Origin of the sequence: Metabacillus herbersteinensis, from assembly GCF_042433335.1 — a bacterium.
Lineage (GTDB): Bacteria > Bacillota > Bacilli > Bacillales > Bacillaceae > Metabacillus > Metabacillus herbersteinensis.
On record NZ_JBHLVO010000025.1, the window covers coordinates 1 to 16934 of the forward strand.

Below are 16934 nucleotides of genomic sequence, written 5' to 3' on the forward strand. Positions count from 1 at the left end.
TAGCTCCGGTTTCCCGGAGTTATCCCAATCTTACAGGCAGGTTACCCACGTGTTACTCACCCGTCCGCCGCTAACATTTGAGAGCAAGCTCTCAAATATCCGCTCGACTTGCATGTATTAGGCACGCCGCCAGCGTTCGTCCTGAGCCAGGATCAAACTCTCCAATAAGATTGTTTGACTAGCTCTTTTTTGTACACGAATGTACGAAAAAAACTTTGTTGCTTTTGTTGCTTTTGTTGATTAAATCAACGTTGGCACGCTTGGTTTTGTTTAGTTTTCAAAGATCATCTTCGCTCTGAAGCGACTTTACTAATATAACATTTCAAAATCTCAAAGTCAACATCTTTTTGTTTTAAATTTGAGATGACTTCGTCGCTGTTTTTGTTTTGCGTTAACAGCGACGTTTAATAATATATCACCTCAGAATAGTGAAGTCAATACTTTTTCACAACAGAATAACCTCGATGATAAATCCCTTTGCCCTTTGTTTCAATTCTCTTCACTTGGATAAACTCTTTCTCTACCAAAAACTCTAACAGAACACTCAAATCAACAGCATATAAACTAACTTCCTCGTGATTTAACAACTCAGCATACTGCCAAGTTTCTTCATCAGACATAACAGTTAAGATATGAGCTGCACCTACTGCTGCTTTGGAATGAATAAGAAAATCGCTCGCTAAAAACAGAAGCTCTAATCTTTTTTCTAATGACTCATCACTTTCAATTAATTCATTATACAGCTTATATACTTGTGGCTCGATTTGTTTCACTTGATTCCACACAGTAATCTCTGGGTGAAATCCCCGATCAATTACTTCTAATCTTGCTAGATGATGAAGTGCATGGACAATATAGTTGTACGCATCTAGTAATTGTTTTGCCTCAAAAAATACTTTTCCTTCTAAGTATCTTCTTATTAACTTGCCGTATTCAAGCCCAATCTTTAGTTTTCGCTCTGAAAACGGAAAAGTTTTCAAACGATCTACAAGTTCAACTAAATATTCGTTTCGATCGTACAAGACTTTCCCATTTAATATCCAATCAATAATCCTTCTATTTGTTCCCAACAGAATCCATTCTTCTATTTGTTTGTTTGTAACAAGTGTCAATGATGCGTTTTGATCTTCATATTCATAGTGTTTTACATGTAAATCTTGATCAGCTTTGTTCACAATTACAAGGAGTGCAACATCTAAATTATCTGTTAAAGGAGATGTTTGGTTCCTTTTTTCTATCATAATAATTGCTAAAGTATCTGGGTGACTTGCTCTTTCTTGATATATAGGACGGAGAATATTTTCCATCAGAATTCCTCCATTTAGATTTGCTTTATATAGTTTTCTACATTGATAGTGAAATTCCTTTTTAAAGGACCTTTAGAATTATAAGGGAAGGATGTACTTTTTTCTATAAAAAGTCGTAAACTCGTTTGACGTTACGGTGAGAGAGACAGCATTCATCATATTGATCCATAAAAGCTACATAGTAGTAAATTAAGTTAATAATTTAGATATACCCTAACCTATGCTATATTAATGATAGGAGGTTAGGATGATATGGCACGTAAATATAGTAGTAAAATTAATAAAATTCGCACATTTGCATTAAGTCTAATATTTATTGGATTCTTCATTATGTACATTGGGATCTTCTTCAGAACAAACATGTGGGTAATGACCATTTTTATGATACTAGGTCTATTATCAATCGTCGCAAGTACAGGTGTTTATTTCTGGATTGGTATGCTCTCTACAAAAGCAGTTCAGGTTGTTTGTCCTACTTGCGAAAAACCAACAAAAATTCTCGGTCGAGTTGACATGTGTATGTATTGTAAAGAACCATTAACTTTAGATAAAAGTTTAGAAGGAATAGAATTTAATGAAGATTATAACCGGAGAGGGTTAAATAAATAAGTAGATGGAAAGAGGGTGACGAAATCGTCACCCTCTTTCCATCTACTTAAACTCTAAAACAAGCACAAAACTACCACAGCTTGTTATTAGTGAGTTGCCTTTTTCTCACAGCTATTGCACACACCGTAGATTTCCATGCGATGATGACTTACATTGAATCCTGTAACATGAGCAGCAAGTGCTTCTACTTCATCGAGCCCAGGGTAATGAAAATCAACGATCTTTCCACATGTTTCACAAATTACATGGTAATGCTCAGTCGTAATAAAATCAAAACGACTTGAAGAATCACCATACGTTAACTCCTTGACCAAACCAACTTCTCTAAATACACGCAAATTATTATATACAGTTGCTACACTCATGTTTGGAAATTTTCCTTCTAGTGCTTTATATATATCATCAGCAGTTGGATGAATCATGGAAGCAATCAAAAACTCAAGTATCGCATGTCGCTGCGGAGTAATACGGACTCCTGTTTGCTTCAGCGTATCAAGTGCTTCTTTTAATTGATTTTCAGTCATCCGCCATGCACCCTCTCTTCTAAAAAACATTCTTACTTTATAATATTTATAAATAGTGTACATTGTGAGAAAGACTTTTGTCAATTAGCGCACAGTATGAAAGAGACATATTGATATTATTTGTATAAGAAGTAATACCATACACTCTAATACTTTTAATATCTTCTATTTAAATTTATGATGTTTCTCATTTGATCATGTGTACCATTTAAGAACAAACTTAAATTTTGTTTAAAAATTTCGAAGGCACGTGGTAAATACTCGTTTGTAATGCCTGATAAATGTGGAGTAACCGTTACATTTCCCATGCTCCAAAAAGGATGTTCTCGCTCTAGAGGCTCCTTAATAAAAACATCTAAAACAGCATGATGAATCTCTCCTTCATTTAATGCCGCAATTAGATCCTTCTCAATCAGAACATCTCCACGACCAATATTTATAAAAATGGCAGTGTTTTTCATTTTCTTAAATTGTTCGTATGTAAGAATTCCTTTAGTTTTTTCAGTACTAGGTAGTACCGATATCACAAAGTCAGCTCCGCTCAGTAGATAATCTAGTTGAGAAAGTGGATACGTTTCATCGAAGCATCCCACATCTTGACCATTTTGATTCAATCCAATCGTACTCATTCCAAACGCATTTGCCATCCTTGAGATCTCAGATCCTATCGCCCCTGCTCCTATAACCAACAACGTTTTCCCATACAATTCTTGCATTTCAACTCGTCGATCCCATTTTTGATCTCTTTGATTTTCAGCTAACCTCTTAGCTTGGCGAGAGATTTGAAGCATCATTGCAAGACAGTATTCAGCCATCGGCGTTTTATGAACACCCTTTGCATTCGTCACAAGAATGTTTCTTTTTTCTAATTCTTCAAATGGCATTTTCTCAATTCCCGCAGATGCAACCATAATCCATTTTAAATTTTTCGCATTTTGTATATGTTCACTCGTCATGTCTTCACCATACGTTAGAATTACATCAGCTTCAGTCAATTCTTTATCTACCTTATTCATCTTTCGATCGTGCAAAAAGGTTACATCTTCTGAAAATTGATCCTCTAGTTTTTGTTTAAATTCAATTGGCATTTTAACAGTTGATAATATTTTCACCGTCCACACTCCCCTTTTAATTCTATTTTAAATAACAAATGACTCTCTTACAATGAAGAAATTTAAACAAAAAAAGAGTGCAGACTCGGGTCCGCACTTCAGGTCGCGCTAACATATGAGGAGGTTATGCCTTCACAATAACATACGCATTTTATCCAGTGTTTGACTGGACGTTTACCACCTATTTTTAACTTAGGCTTACTTGAGGTTTCTTGGATTCAAGCCCTCTAATTCCGGAAGCACAAACAGCCCGTCATTACGAACTAGAACATCGTCAAAGTAAATCTTGCCTCCACCATATTCTGGACGTTGGATTAGAACCATGTCCCAATGAACGGAAGAACGGTTTCCGTTATCTGCTTCTTCATAGGCTTCACCAGGTGTAAAGTGAAAGCTTCCACAAATTTTCTCATCAAAAAGAATGTCTCCCATAGGTTCCTCAATAAAAGGGTGGAAACCGAGCGCAAATTCTCCTATATATCTTGAACCCTCATCTGTATCTAAAATTTCATTCAGTTTTTTAGAATCATCTGCAGTTGCCTCAATGACTTTGCCATCTTTAAATGTTAACTTCACATCGTTGAAAGTAGTTCCGTGATATGGACAAGGTGTATTGAATTTTATTGTCCCATTTACTGAATCTAAGATCGGCGCTGTAAAAATCTCTCCATCAGGAACATTCGCCTCTCCTGTACACGGAACAACCGGAATTCCTTTAATTGAGAATGTCAGCTCTGTCTCTGGGCTAGTAATTTTCACTACATCCGTATTTTCCATTAAAGTTTTCAATGGTTGAACAGCTGTTGCCATTTTTTTATAATCAACCGTACAGACATCAAATAAATAGTCTTCAAATCCCTGAGTACTCATCCCAGCCTTTTGAGCAAGTCCTTTAGTTGGGTAATTCAATAAAACCCATTTTCGATTGTTTACATAAAATTGAGAAACCGGCTTCATGACTTCACCGCGCAAACGGTGCATCTCAGCTGGAATCCCAGCCATTTCCGCATCATTTTCCTCGCCGATTATAATGATGACTGCATCCACATCTTTGTACACACCCATTTGCCACTTAGCACTAGTTTCAAGCTGTTCCCGCTGATAATTCTTGGCAAGATGGAGGTTGATCTCATCATCAAATAATTCAACATAAGGATATGCCCCTAGTTCATACGCCTGGTCAACAAGCTCAGTAATCAATGGTTTTGTGATCAGGTGCCCTCTAATTAACACACGCTGCTTTGCAGTTACTTTTACTGAATGGTTAAGTAAAATGTTCGCTAAATTCTTTATTCTTTCATCTCTCATTTATTCACCCTATTTCTTTTATATGTGTGTTCAAAAAGTCGACGAATTAGAAGCAAGAAGATCAAGGCGCGACAGCTCCTGAGGACCGGAGCGTATGCTTTTAATACGTGAGGACCGGAGAAGCCGAGCAACGCAGAGATTCGCCACTTATAATTTGGTGACTTTTTGAACTTCCTCTTTTATGTATTCAAGCGCTTCTTCAACATGTCCCTTAACCTTTACCTTACGCCACTCTTTGACTAGATTCCCTTCTGGATCAATGATAAAAGTAGATCGTTCAATGCCCATATATTCTTTTCCAAAATTCTTTTTCAGCTTCCAAACATTATATTTCTCTGCGACTTGATGATCTTCATCAACTAATAGTAAGAACGGGAGATCGTGTTTGGTTTTAAACTTCTCATGTTTATCTTGAGGGTCCGGACTAACACCGAGAATGACAGCATTCACATCTGAAAAACGTTGGTGTTGATCTCTAAAATCACAAGCCTGTGTTGTACAACCAGGTGTCATATCTTTTGGATAAAAATATAGCACAATATATTTACCACGATAATCACTTAGTTTTACATTTTCACCAGTATCTGCAATCAATTCAAAATCAGGTGCTTCTTTGCCTATATTCATTGACATCTATTATTCCTCCAAATAAGAATTTACTATAAGAGTATCCAAATTCCATCCAACTAACAAGCGATCATCTTTTATCAATACCAATTACCGTTCTGGCAACAAATACAGCTGGTAGCACATAGCCTATTAAAGCTTCAACAACTGCTATTAGACGACCATATCCTACAGGGATAATGTCCCCGTAACCAACCGAAAACAGCGTAACTGCACTAAAATAAAAACACGTATATAAACGGTCCAAATAAGAACCTTCAACAGGTAAACTTCCTTCATATAACACATTTACTCCACTTTGAGTAAAAATTAAAAAAATCATTCCAAAGCCAACAAGTAAGGATAAATATAGAAAGGTAATTATTAAGACCGTTTCATAAGATAGAAAATTCCGCTGCATACAAGCTCTTATCATGATATTAAAACTCATGAATATACAAACTGCTACCACTACTCCAAAGAGGAGACCCATCATTTTTCACCCTCAGCTGTATAAAGACTTTGTACAATATATACAAGCCACCGGGTGTATATTCAACTTAGATTAAATGATGTCTAATTCCCTGCTCCACGGTAACGTTTGACACCGGAATTCCACAAAATTACGGAAACAACGAAACAAACCAGTCCCATTACAGGGGTTAAAAAAGAATACATATACCATTCTTCCTTCCCTAAGAAGTACGCAGCTGGATAAACCCCAACAAACGCAAAAGGAAGAATCCAAGTTAAAATAAAGCGAATGGTTGCATTGTATATATCAACTGGATAGCGCCCATAGTTTCCGATATTGTACATCATCGGCATGATCGATGTTCTCGCATCCGACCAAAAGCCAATCGTCGCTAAGGCGACAAAAATCCCCGCATACACGAGTGCTCCACCCACCACAAACACGATAAACAAGACAAGATCATACCAAGAGAATTCAAGACCCAATTGGATGGAAGCGTAAACCATTATCAAAATCCCAGTAACTCCACCAAATAGCGACTCAAGTTCCATTCGCTCCAATACCACTTGAAAAAGGCTGTGAATAGGTCTAGTTAAAATACGGTCCATCTCGCCACGAACAATATATCGTTCATTAAAATCCCAAATATTAAAAAAAGCGCCAAACACAGCAAATGGGACTAAAAAGAAGCCATAAATAAAAATAATTTCGTCGCGATTCCAACCACTTAACAACTGTGTATGACCAAACACAACAAGGATAAACACAAGGTTAACAGCCTGAAAAAGCAAATCAGAAAAAACCTCGACTACCATGTCTGCTCTATATTGTAATCTCGTTTTCATATATTGTCCGACATATTGAAAAAACATTGAAAAGTAAAACACCGACACACCCCTCTTGAATAGTATCCATTATTTCATTGTATCAAAAGACCAAAAATATGCACCCTGAGAGATGTTGAACTTTTCACTTGTGGATGAAAAGTTCATTGTTTCTATTATATAATGATAGAATAGTCTGATTAGTCCTTCGATCTAGTATGAAAATCTCGCATCCAAAACTACAGAAATTCAACTTACCTAGACATGTAAGCGTTTTACTATTCTTATAATGGAGGAACGAGACGTGATAAACCAACCATCTATCTCCACATCTGAAAAAAAATCAGATTTGTGTGAGTTTAAAGTAAAAAATTGGATGACGCCAAGACCATACTTTATTCAATCAGGTAAAACATTACGAGAAGCAGCAGATTTAATGGTACTTCAGCAAATAGAAAGCTTGCCTATCGTCGATGAATACGATCACCCAATTAATGTAATCACGATGACTAAGATCGTTAGTAGTATGGTGAAAGGTGAAACAATTGACTCAATTATCTCGAATAGAAAAAACAGAAATTTTGTATCTATTAATTTAGACGATAGTGTATTAGACATCTACAAGCTCCCATATGGAAGCTTCCCTGTTGTTGATCATGATGGGAAATTGGTCGGAATTTTAACTCGTCGAGATATCCTTGATTGCTTTTCAAAGTACACATCAAAGCTTGAAAGAGAAGAATATTCTCTAGATGTTTTGAGGGAAATCCTTGAAAGTGCTTATGAAGGAATTGCGGTTGTTGATGAACATGGTATTTTAAGAGAATTTAATGATGCGTATAGCCGATTTACTGGAATTCCGCAAAGTGAAGCCATTGGAAAACACGTTACAGAAATCATTGAAAATACTAAGTTACATGAAACAGTAGAAACTGGAGTTCCACAACGTGGTGTTGTACAAAAAATACAAGGACAGGATATGGTTGTTCATCGGATTCCGATTTGGAAGGACCAGCAAATTGTCGGCGCAATCGGAATGCTAATATTCGAAGGGGTCACAGAGCTTTACCGAATTTTTGAAAGAATCAATGAAACGACCCGTCAAAATCATGGTGAAACCATCAAAAATCCTATGAAAAGTTCCGAAGAAACAACTGGTGCTTTCGACAGAATCATTGGTGATAGTCATGAGTTGGACTCCATTAAACGACTGGCCAGACGTTCAGCACGAACATCGGCAACCGTTTTAATTACTGGAGAAAGCGGAACCGGGAAAGAACTATTTGCAAAAGGTACTCACGAACTAAGTCCATTTTCAGAAGGACCTTTTATTACTGTCAATTGTGGCGCTATCCCTGAAAACTTATTTGAATCAGAACTATTTGGGTATGAAGAAGGATCTTTTACAGGTGCTCGTAAAGGAGGCAAACCTGGAAAGTTTGAACTCGCTAATAATGGAACAATTTTTTTAGATGAAATTGGCGAGATGCCATTAATGATGCAAACAAAGTTATTACGCCTCCTACAAGAAAAAGAAGCAGAACGAGTTGGCGGTGTGAAAAAGTATCAAGTCAACGTTCGAATTATTGCAGCAACAAACCGACCTCTCGAAGAAATGGTTGAAAAGAAGGAGTTTCGCGAGGACCTATTTTATCGGTTAAATATAATTCGTCTTCATATTCCACCACTTCGCCAAAGAAGCAGCGATATTCCGATTTTACTTTCTACATACATGAATAAAATTTGCACAGAATACGCAACCCCTGAAAAGAAGTTCACTCATGAGGCATATACTGCACTATTACATTATCATTGGCCCGGAAACGTCAGAGAGATCATAAACACGATTGAAAGATTAGTTACGCTTGTAGGTGGAAAGAACATATATAAAGAGGATCTACCACTATCTATTACAAATAAGTCTAAAAAAACGGAGTTACTAGAGGAGCTTCCTATTGATAAATTAAAGAATAATGATTTGATCCACCAAGCCAGATATGAAGGGGAGATTCGAGAAAAGGAATTGATCCGATCCGTTTTAAAACAAGTGCACGGTAACAAATCAAAAGCTGCTAGTATGCTAGGAATACACAGAACAACACTTTATCAAAAACTTAAGCGATTTCAGATAACATAAACAGAAGCCTTTCTAAACAGAAAGGCTTCTGTTTTCGATGTATTGTAGCGAATACACTACATCTTCGCTACACTAGCGTAGCTTTATAACTACACATTTATTCCCCCACTCTCGTAAAATTCTGTTTTTACATGTTGGCACGGTACTTGCAATATAGTATATGAACAGAATATATGGAGGGGATAAAAGTGAAATCATTTTCAGTGTTACGCACTCCACAGACTATTTACTATGGTCGGGATTCGTTTCAGAAGGTTGGTTCTGAAGCTTTCCTATTAGGTAAAAAAGCTCTCATTATTAGTGATAAAATTATGGATCACCTAGGGTATGTAAGCGAATTGAGACAATTTTTACAAGAAGCACGCGTAACAAGTGTTGTATATCTAGGCGTTGATTCTGAACCTACTGATCAATATGTAGAAGAAGCTCTTAACTTATTAAAAAATGAAAGTTGTGAACTTGTTATTACGCTGGGCGGAGGAAGTTGTATTGATACAGCAAAGGCAGTTGCCGTTTTAGCGACAAACGGTGGCTACATTGGGGATTATATGGGAGGGAAAACAATTGCAAAAAATCCACCGATACCACTTATTGCTATCCCTACAACTGCCGGAACAGGATCAGAAGCAACAGATGTTACGGTAATAACTAACACAAAAAATGATGTAAAAATGATGATTAAGCAGCCTGCATTTATGCCAACTGTCGCAATTGTTGATCCGATTCTTACTCAGTCATCACCGAAAAGTGTTACCGCCGCAACTGGAGTAGATGCTTTAAGTCATGCGGTTGAAGCGTATCTTTCAAAAAAATCACATCCAATGACAGATACTCTCGCATTATCAGCAATGCAATTACTTGTAGAAAATATTAGAGACGCTTATGAGAATGGAGATAATCTTGATGCACGAGAAGCGATGGCACTTGGATCACTTCAAGCAGGAATGGCCTTTACAAATGCTTCCGTTTGTTTAGTTCATGGAATGTCACGTCCTATTGGTGCACTCTTTCATGTTCCACATGGAGTCTCAAACGCAATGCTTCTCCCAGCAGTACTTGAATTTAGCAAAGTCGAATGTATTGATAGACTCGCAGATTTAGGTAGAATTTTTTCTCAAAGCAAGCAAGTCCTATCCAACGAAGAGGCTGCAGAAATAGCAGTTGCTGAAGTACGTAAACTTTGTCTAGATTTGAATATTCCCAATTTGAAAGATTGGGGCGTCAATCAAGAGCAATTTGAAAGCGCTATCAACAAAATGGCGATAGATGCACTTAATAGCGGAAGTCCTGGAAATAGCCCAAGGGTGCCAACTCAACAAGAAATAGAAGAATTATATAAAGTTTGCTATAACTATCAATTTTCTGGTAGTGAAGTAATTAACTAAGAGACGGGGGAAAGAAATGCTTAGTATGATTGGCCTAATAGGAGCATTAGCTCTTTTAATAGTGTTAACGATGAAAGGTATTAACATAATCATAGCTGCCTTGCTTAGCTCAATCGTTGTTACATTATTTGGTGGGCTCAACCTTGAAACTGCTTTAACCGAATATTATATGGACGGTTTCACAGGATATTTTGCATCGTGGTTTCTTATCTTTTTACTTGGAGCAATCTTCGGAAAGGTGATGCAAGATACAAGTGCAGCGGATAGTATTGCTAACTGGATTAAAAATACAATGGGTCCATCCAGAGCTGTATTTGCAGTAGTAGCTGCTGCTGCACTTATGACATTTGGAGGGGTAAGTTTATTTGTTGTAGGATTTTCTGTTTATCCGATCGCCGTGTCATTATTTAAATCGGCAAATTTACCCCATCGATTTATACCAGCAGCTCTCGTTTTCGGTTCAATCTCATTTACAATGACGTCACCTGGTTCACCAGAAATACAAAATTTAATTCCAACACAGTTTTTCGGAACAACTCCAACAGCAGGTGGAATTATTGGAGTATTAATGGGTTTACTGATTATGACTACAGGTGGATTGTATCTAGGTAGGACTGTACGAAAAGCTGTTGCAAATGGAGAAACATTTTCTCCACCCACAGATAGTGCATTTTTCTCTAATAATAAGGCTGCAAATGAATCAGCTGCTGGTTTAGAAAGTGAATTTCACGAACAAACAGTTGTGACTACAGAAGAAAAAAATCTTCCAAATGTCGTATTTGCGCTTATTCCACTAATTTCGGTTATTGTGATATTGAATATTTTGGCAAACTTTATGTCATCAACAGGAGCCGCACTTATCTCATTGGGATGTGGAATCATACTTGCTTGGATACTAATGTACAATCATGTAAAGGAACTTTGGGGATCACTTGCAAATGGTTCACATGACGCATTAATTGCTGCAGCAAATACGTGTGCAGTTGTGGGATTCGGAAGTGTCGCATCACAGGTTTCAGCATTTGACACAGTCGTTGATTCATTAATTAATATTCCAGGTCCTCCGTACTTAGGCCTTGCCATTGCTGTTACGCTCATTTGTGGAATAACAGGATCTGCATCTGGTGGGCTCGGAATTGCTTTACCAATACTTTCACCAATTTATTTAGCACAAGGGTTAGATCCTGGGGCGATGCACCGTATTTCAGCACTTGCATCAGGTGGTCTAGATTCTCTACCACATAACGGATATGTTGTTACAACTATTCGAGCCATATGTGGAGAAACACATATACGTTCTTACAAACCAATATTCATACTAAGTGTAGTCATTCCAACAATAGTACTTCTCATGGCTGTTATATTGTACTCTATTTTTTAACTTACAACCTAAGCTAACCAATTGAAAGGGGAACAAGAAAATGACGACAACAACAACGAAAACAATAGCAAATTATATCAATGGTGAGTGGGTACCTTCTAAGGGAAATCAGTTTGAACAAGTCCCAAATCCAGCAACTGGTGAAATTTTAGCAGAGGTAGCAATTTCTACAAAGGAAGATGTTGATCATGCAGTTCAAGCAGCAAACGAGGCTTTCAAATTATGGAGTAAAACACCTGTCCCAAAGCGTGCACGAATTCTTTTTAAGTATCAACAGCTACTAGTGGAAAACTACGAAGAACTTGCTCGCCTTATTACGTCGGAAAATGGGAAAAATTTAGACGAAGCACGTGGAGAAGTTCAACGCGGTATTGAATGTGTTGAATTCGCAGCAGGTGCACCTACCTTAATGATGGGTTCAGTATTACCTGATATTGCAACAGATATTGAATCAGGAATGTATAGATATCCAGTAGGAGTTATTGGTGGTATTACACCGTTTAACTTCCCTATGATGGTTCCGTGTTGGATGTTCCCATTGGCAATTGCTTGCGGCAATACGTTTGTGTTAAAACCGTCTGAACGCACACCAGTTTTAGCAGCTAGATTAGTAGAATTATTTACAGAGGCAGGACTTCCAAATGGCGTATTAAATATTGTTAATGGGGCTCATGACGTTGTAAACGGATTGTTGGAGCACAAAGACATTAAGGCAATTTCATTTGTCGGTTCTCAGCCTGTTGCAGAGTACATTTATAAGACAGCAGCTGCACATGGTAAACGGGTTCAAGCTTTAGCTGGTGCAAAAAATCATTCAATCGTGTTGGCTGATGCGAACTATGATAAAGCAGTTCAAGGGATTATTGGTGCTGCATTTGGAAGTGCTGGCGAACGCTGTATGGCATGCTCAGTTGTAGCAGTCGTAGATGAAATTGCTGACGAATTCGTTGCCAGACTTGTCCAAGCAGCAAATGATATACAAATGGGGAATGGCCTTGATGAAGATGTGTTCTTAGGACCAGTTATTCGTGACTCTCACCTTGAACGTGTACTAGACTACATTGAATTAGGTCAAAACGAAAAAGCTAAACTAGTGAGAGATGGCCGAATTGATGCAAAAAAACATGAACAAGGCTACTTCTTAGGAGCGACAATTTTTGATAACGTAACTGAGGACATGAAAATTTGGAAAGATGAAATCTTCGCACCAGTTTTAAGTATCGTCCGCGTGAAAGATTTAGAAGATGCGATTAACTTAACAAACAAATCGGAGTTTGCAAATGGGGCTGTATTATACACTTCGAGCGGAAAAGCAGTTCGTGAATTCCGAGAGAACATCGAAGCAGGCATGTTAGGCGTCAATGTAAACGTCCCTGCACCAATGGCCTTCTTCCCATTCTCGGGCTGGAAAAAATCCTTCTATGGCGACCTCCATGCCAACGGAAAAGATGGTGTTGAATTTTATACAAGAAAGAAAATGGTTACACAGCGCTGGTTTGACTAAGCGTAAGACCAAAAGCGCAAGCGCCTTGTTCAGCCCCGACAAGCATAAGACGATTCTAAATAGAAGGCGTTCTTTGCCTTCAATTTAGAATTGACTTATGACCTCGAGGGGCTAGGCGCTGGAGCTGGATGCAGAAACGTTATCCACAGTTCAAAAATTTTACAATTTCCTAAACGACAAGTAAAAGTTACAATTAATATAGAGATGGCGCATGAATTTATTCATGCGCCATCTCTATATCATTCATTGAAAAATAAAACACCCACTTTATCCACCTTGAATTATCATCCGTTTTTTCGCAAGCACCCACGTTAATTGAACAGGAATTAGAAGAAGCACTGCCCAAAACCCTTGCATTAGCAGTGCTTCCAAAACTTCATTCCCTTGTATCCCTTCTGTAAAAATCATGCTAGGTATATAGCTTATTGCTTGAAACGGAAAAAATTTCATTACTTCCTGCGCCCAACCAGGATAAAAGCTGATCGGAAGAAGCAATCCAGAGAACAAATCAATAATCACACGCTTCGCCCTCATTAACCCGTCATTATTAAATAGAAAGAAGGTGACCATCCCTGTTAAAAGATTAATTTGTGTATTGATAATAAAGCTTAATAAAATTGAGCCAGCAAAAAACAGCCACGTCATTCCATTACTAGAAAGATTCATTGGAAAGATCAAGCTTACAATGACCATCCCAGGCACAGAGAAGAAAAGAAGACGAAACACCCCTTCACCAAATGCCTGCATGGTTTTCATCCCTAGATAGTGATAGGGACGGATAAGCTCGACTGCGACTTTACCTTCTTTGATCTCAAGTGCAATTTCACGATCAATATTATTAAAATAAAAAGCCCTCGCCATCCAGGAAACCGCTATATATGTGGTCATTTGCACCGCGCTTAAACCTTGAATCGACTCTTTTCCACCGTAAATGGCTGTCCATAAAAAATAATAAGCTCCAATATTGATACTATATATTAAAATACCGCTGTAATAATTGGTACGATAAGCGAGCATCATCAAAAATCGAATTCGAATCATTTCAATATATTTGTCCATGCTTACCACCATTACTGTTCGAATTGTTAGTTATTGCTTGACCTTTTTCATAAATTTTACGAATAATTTCTTCAGTTGAAATCTCTTTCACACTCAAATCAAGAATTTCATGAGCACCAACCACTCGTCCAATCAACTCTGACATTTGGGCTTCCTGGTCAGTCACAAGTGCAATCCAAACATTTGATTTCTGCCCCTGTTCCCAAACAACTTTAAGATCAGACGTTAGTAAATTGAGCTGCTCACTCGTTACCTGTTCCTTAAATTGCAATTGAATTTTCTTTCCCTCACCCCAGTGATGACGTAATTGTTCTAGTGCACCATCATAGATCACTTTTCCTTCATCCAACATGACAACTCTTTCACAAAGGGCTTCAATATCCGATAAATCGTGAGTCGTTAACAGAATCGTTGTTTTATATTTTTCATTCATTTCCTTTAAAAACTGACGGATTTTTAATTTAACTAATACGTCAAGTCCAATCGTTGGTTCATCAAGAAATAAAAGTGGTGGATTATGTAGTAGCGCTGCCGCTAACTCACATCTCATTCGCTGCCCTAGAGACAGCTTACGAACTGGCTTATCAAGCAATGGACCAATATCTAGTGTTTTTATTACATGTTCCATATGCTCTTTATAATCTTCATCAGAAACTTTATAAACCTTCTTTAACAATCGAAAAGATTCTTGAACAGCAATATCCCACCAAAGCTGTGACCGTTGTCCAAAAACAACCCCTATCGACTGAACGAATTTCTCCCTTTCTTTATGGGGATTCATTCCATTCACGACAACACTTCCAGAAGTAGGAGTTAGGATACCTGTGAGCATTTTTATCGATGTTGATTTCCCAGCACCATTTTCTCCAATATACCCCACCATCTCCCCTTGCTTTACGGAAAACGTTATGTCATGGACAGCAGGAATGACCTTATATTGACGGGTAAGCAAATCACGAAAAGCTCCTTTTAACCCTTGTCTACTCGAATAAGATTTGAATTCTTTTCTCAAATCTTTTACTTCTATTATATTTCTCATATATGTCCCTCCATGTTCACCACAACGATTAGTGTAGCTAAAACTTTCATATTCAACAAATCTTATGGCTAAAAATCTGTGATAATTTTCTCCTAGTATGAATCATGCTAGAATAGAATAACCCAAGATTCGTTACTTGGAACAGTACATACATAGGAGGACATGATGAACTTTACAAAATCGATTGAATTACATGAAGAAGCCCAGAAGCATATCGTTGGAGGGGTAAACAGCCCTTCACGTTCTTATAAAGCAGTTGGTGGCGGCTCGCCAGTCGTGATGGAAAGAGGACAAGGAGCCTATTTCTGGGATGTAGACGGTAATAAATACATTGATTACCTTGCTGCCTATGGTCCAATTATAACTGGACATGCCCATCCTCACATTACAAAAGCCATTCAACACGCTGCAGAAAATGGAGTTTTATTCGGGACACCTACTCCACATGAAGTAACCTTTGCAAAAATGCTAAAAGAAGCAATGCCTGCTCTTGATAAAGTTCGATTTGTGAATTCAGGTACTGAGGCAGTAATGACGACAATTCGTGTTGCTAGAGCATACACCGGGCGAGATAAAATCATTAAATTTGCAGGCTGTTATCACGGTCATTCAGATCTTGTCCTAGTTGCAGCAGGCTCAGGTCCTGCTACGCTAGGTACACCTGATTCCGCTGGCGTTCCTAAAAGCATTGCTAAAGAAGTGATTACTGTACCATTTAATGAACTACAACCTTTAAGAGAAGCTTTAGACAAATGGGGAAGCGAAATTGCAGCAATCTTAGTAGAGCCAATTGTTGGAAACTTTGGAATTGTTGAGCCTAAACCCGGATTTTTAGAGGAAGTAAATCGCTTAGTACACGATGCAGGTGCACTTGTTATCTATGATGAAGTCATCACCGCATTTCGTTTTATGTATGGCGGTGCACAGGATCTGTTAGGAGTAAAACCTGACTTAACTGCACTCGGAAAAATTATTGGAGGCGGCTTACCAATCGGTGCTTACGGTGGCAAAAAAGAAATAATGGAACAAGTCGCTCCACTAGGTCCAGCTTATCAAGCGGGTACTATGGCGGGAAATCCTGCCTCCATCTTATCAGGTATCGCCTGCTTAGAAGTTTTAAAAGAATCCGGAGTATATGAAAAATTAGATTCAATGGGCGCAATATTAGAGGAAGGCATTCAAAAGCATGCGACTACTTACAATATCCCAATTACTATAAATCGTTTAAAAGGTGCCCTTACTATTTATTTTACTACTGAAAAAGTGGTAAATTATGAACAAGCAGAACAAACAGATGGTGAAATGTTTGGTAAGTTTTTCAACTTAATGCTACACCAAGGGATCAATTTAGCGCCATCTAAATATGAAGCTTGGTTCCTGACTATCGCACACTCCGAAGAGGATTTACAGGTTACTTTACGTGCAGTTGAACATGCATTTAAACAACTAATTAATGAATAAATATACATTTTTACTAGACAAGAAAATTTGAAATTCTTGTCTAGTTAATAAAAACATTTTGCAAACGCTTACAAAACAACTCTTTCTCTCACTCCTCTATTTAGTCAATACACAGGAAAATGTATACTTCACTCAAAGTTATGTATAAATAATTGAAATATTATCTTACAAGTGTTATGATAAAGACTACAATTCTGAAAATT

15 protein-coding genes and 1 rRNA gene are annotated in these 16934 nt (G+C 37.7%); 6 read left to right on the forward strand and 10 right to left on the reverse strand.

Features of this window, described 5'->3' with window-relative positions:
- Window positions 1-168, reverse strand: a 16S ribosomal RNA gene (locus tag ACFFIX_RS20700); the annotation flags it as partial.
- A 266-nt stretch (window positions 169-434) separates the two neighbouring features.
- Entirely contained in the window at window positions 435-1307 is an 873-nt protein-coding gene (locus ACFFIX_RS20705; RefSeq protein WP_378937449.1) for a nucleotidyltransferase-like protein, read from the reverse strand.
- A gap of 252 nt (window positions 1308-1559) precedes the next feature.
- Between ACFFIX_RS20705 and ACFFIX_RS20710 the strand changes: the two genes are divergently transcribed.
- Entirely contained in the window at window positions 1560-1916 is a 357-nt protein-coding gene (locus ACFFIX_RS20710) for a YgzB family protein (RefSeq protein ID WP_378937451.1), read from the forward strand.
- Window positions 1917-2002: 86 nt separating this feature from the next.
- On the opposite strand, the gene perR is transcribed toward ACFFIX_RS20710, so the two are convergent.
- From perR to ACFFIX_RS20740, 6 genes are all read right to left on the reverse strand, one after another.
- Window positions 2003-2440 (reverse strand): peroxide-responsive transcriptional repressor PerR, encoded by a 438-nt coding sequence (perR, locus tag ACFFIX_RS20715; protein WP_378937453.1) that lies wholly within the window; start codon window positions 2438-2440, stop codon window positions 2003-2005.
- 155 nt (window positions 2441-2595) lie between these two features.
- Window positions 2596-3552, reverse strand: a complete 957-nt coding sequence (locus ACFFIX_RS20720; RefSeq protein WP_378937455.1) for a D-2-hydroxyacid dehydrogenase — start codon at window positions 3550-3552, stop codon at window positions 2596-2598.
- Between the two features lie 198 nt (window positions 3553-3750).
- Window positions 3751-4860, reverse strand: a complete 1110-nt coding sequence (locus ACFFIX_RS20725; protein ID WP_378937456.1) for an aminopeptidase — start codon at window positions 4858-4860, stop codon at window positions 3751-3753.
- 147 nt (window positions 4861-5007) lie between these two features.
- Window positions 5008-5493, reverse strand: a complete 486-nt coding sequence (gene bcp, locus ACFFIX_RS20730; protein ID WP_378937458.1) for a thioredoxin-dependent thiol peroxidase — start codon at window positions 5491-5493, stop codon at window positions 5008-5010.
- 64 nt (window positions 5494-5557) lie between these two features.
- Complete coding sequence (locus tag ACFFIX_RS20735; RefSeq protein WP_378937459.1) at window positions 5558-5917, reverse strand: ion channel; 360 nt, start codon at window positions 5915-5917, stop codon at window positions 5558-5560.
- A 125-nt stretch (window positions 5918-6042) separates the two neighbouring features.
- A complete protein-coding gene (locus tag ACFFIX_RS20740) occupies window positions 6043-6828 on the reverse strand; it encodes an ABC transporter permease (protein WP_378937461.1) in 786 nt (261 codons plus the stop codon).
- Window positions 6829-7141: 313 nt separating this feature from the next.
- Here ACFFIX_RS20740 and ACFFIX_RS20745 point away from each other — a divergent pair, with 313 nt between their 5' ends.
- The 4 genes from ACFFIX_RS20745 (at window position 7142) to ACFFIX_RS20760 (ending at window position 13172) form a co-directional block, all read left to right on the forward strand.
- The gene (locus ACFFIX_RS20745) at window positions 7142-8902 is read left to right on the forward strand and encodes a sigma 54-interacting transcriptional regulator (protein WP_378937566.1); all 1761 of its coding nucleotides are present in this window, start codon (window positions 7142-7144) and stop codon (window positions 8900-8902) included.
- A 188-nt stretch (window positions 8903-9090) separates the two neighbouring features.
- A complete protein-coding gene (locus tag ACFFIX_RS20750; RefSeq protein ID WP_378937463.1) occupies window positions 9091-10287 on the forward strand; it encodes an iron-containing alcohol dehydrogenase in 1197 nt (398 codons plus the stop codon).
- Between the two features lie 16 nt (window positions 10288-10303).
- Window positions 10304-11668, forward strand: coding sequence for a GntP family permease (locus tag ACFFIX_RS20755; RefSeq protein ID WP_378937465.1), 1365 nt, complete (start codon window positions 10304-10306; stop codon window positions 11666-11668).
- Between the two features lie 40 nt (window positions 11669-11708).
- Complete coding sequence (locus ACFFIX_RS20760; RefSeq protein WP_378937467.1) at window positions 11709-13172, forward strand: CoA-acylating methylmalonate-semialdehyde dehydrogenase; 1464 nt, start codon at window positions 11709-11711, stop codon at window positions 13170-13172.
- 267 nt (window positions 13173-13439) lie between these two features.
- On the opposite strand, the gene ACFFIX_RS20765 is transcribed toward ACFFIX_RS20760, so the two are convergent.
- A complete protein-coding gene (locus tag ACFFIX_RS20765; RefSeq protein WP_378937469.1) occupies window positions 13440-14231 on the reverse strand; it encodes an ABC transporter permease in 792 nt (263 codons plus the stop codon).
- Window positions 14215-15270, reverse strand: a complete 1056-nt coding sequence (locus ACFFIX_RS20770) for an ABC transporter ATP-binding protein (RefSeq protein ID WP_378937471.1) — start codon at window positions 15268-15270, stop codon at window positions 14215-14217. Before ACFFIX_RS20770 ends, ACFFIX_RS20765 begins: the two co-directional genes overlap by 17 nt.
- A 165-nt stretch (window positions 15271-15435) precedes the next feature.
- Here ACFFIX_RS20770 and ACFFIX_RS20775 point away from each other — a divergent pair, with 165 nt between their 5' ends.
- Window positions 15436-16731 carry a glutamate-1-semialdehyde 2,1-aminomutase gene (locus ACFFIX_RS20775; protein WP_378937473.1) on the forward strand — a complete coding sequence of 432 codons (1296 nt, stop codon included), beginning with the start codon at window positions 15436-15438 and terminating at the stop codon, window positions 16729-16731.
- Window positions 16732-16934: the final 203 nt, after the last annotated feature.

Excerpts from the sequence above, each read along its gene's own strand:
- ACFFIX_RS20705 (WP_378937449.1), bottom strand. The coding sequence starts at position 1,307 with ATGGAAAATATTCTCCGTCCTATATATCAAGAAAGAGCAAGTCACCCA.
- ACFFIX_RS20710 (WP_378937451.1), top strand. The coding sequence starts at position 1,560 with ATGGCACGTAAATATAGTAGTAAAATTAATAAAATTCGCACATTTGCA.
- perR (WP_378937453.1), bottom strand. The coding sequence starts at position 2,440 with ATGACTGAAAATCAATTAAAAGAAGCACTTGATACGCTGAAGCAAACA.
- ACFFIX_RS20725 (WP_378937456.1), bottom strand. The coding sequence starts at position 4,860 with ATGAGAGATGAAAGAATAAAGAATTTAGCGAACATTTTACTTAACCAT.
- bcp (WP_378937458.1), bottom strand. The coding sequence starts at position 5,493 with ATGTCAATGAATATAGGCAAAGAAGCACCTGATTTTGAATTGATTGCA.
- ACFFIX_RS20735 (WP_378937459.1), bottom strand. The coding sequence starts at position 5,917 with ATGAGTTTTAATATCATGATAAGAGCTTGTATGCAGCGGAATTTTCTA.
- ACFFIX_RS20745 (WP_378937566.1), top strand. The coding sequence starts at position 7,142 with ATGACGCCAAGACCATACTTTATTCAATCAGGTAAAACATTACGAGAA.
- ACFFIX_RS20755 (WP_378937465.1), top strand. The coding sequence starts at position 10,304 with ATGCTTAGTATGATTGGCCTAATAGGAGCATTAGCTCTTTTAATAGTG.
- ACFFIX_RS20760 (WP_378937467.1), top strand. The coding sequence starts at position 11,709 with ATGACGACAACAACAACGAAAACAATAGCAAATTATATCAATGGTGAG.
- ACFFIX_RS20765 (WP_378937469.1), bottom strand. The coding sequence starts at position 14,231 with ATGGACAAATATATTGAAATGATTCGAATTCGATTTTTGATGATGCTC.
- ACFFIX_RS20770 (WP_378937471.1), bottom strand. The coding sequence starts at position 15,270 with ATGAGAAATATAATAGAAGTAAAAGATTTGAGAAAAGAATTCAAATCT.
- ACFFIX_RS20775 (WP_378937473.1), top strand. The coding sequence starts at position 15,436 with ATGAACTTTACAAAATCGATTGAATTACATGAAGAAGCCCAGAAGCAT.